Origin of the sequence: Mesorhizobium sp. M2A.F.Ca.ET.039.01.1.1, from assembly GCF_003998035.1 — a bacterium.
Classification (GTDB): domain Bacteria; phylum Pseudomonadota; class Alphaproteobacteria; order Rhizobiales; family Rhizobiaceae; genus Mesorhizobium.
This window is the reverse complement of record NZ_RZRY01001487.1, coordinates 1-506: the sequence shown is the minus strand read 5'-3', so window position 1 is coordinate 506 and position 506 is coordinate 1. Positions and strand designations below refer to the sequence as shown.

Sequence of the window (506 nt, the reverse complement as noted above, 5' to 3'; positions counted from 1 at the left end):
GGCATGCCGGTCGATCCCGGCAATCTGCTGGTGCTCGGAACACTCGACGGCAAGCGCGTCGTCGGCGCGCCCGGATGCGCGCGCAGCCCGAAGGAGAACGGCTTCGACTGGGTGCTCGATCGCCTGATTGCCGGGCTCGATGTGACGGCGAGCGATATTGCCGGCATGGGTGTCGGCGGGCTTCTGATGGAAATTCCGACCAGGCCGCAGCCGCGCGAGCCGACGCCGCACCCCGCCAGGTCGGCGCTGAAGGTCGATATCGTGCTTCTGGCGGCTGGACGTTCGAGCCGCATGGGCGGGCCGAACAAGCTTCTGGCGCTGTTCGACGGCGAGCCGCTGGTGCGCCGCACCGCTTCCCGCGCGCTGGGCTCAAAGGCCGCCAGCACCATCGTCGTCACCGGCCATCAGCGCGAACGCGTGCGTTCAGCGCTTGGAGGCCTTGAGGTGAAACTCGCCGACAATCCCGATTTCGCCGATGGCCTGGCCTCGTCCTTGAAGGCGGGCAT

The 506-nt window shown here is 68.2% G+C and carries 1 protein-coding gene; it reads left to right on the top strand.

Annotated elements, in window-relative coordinates; all coding sequences use genetic code 11:
* Positions 1 to 506, top strand: a 506-nt coding sequence (locus tag EOA24_RS40585; protein WP_148669988.1) for an NTP transferase domain-containing protein, incomplete at both ends; no start/stop codon positions are given.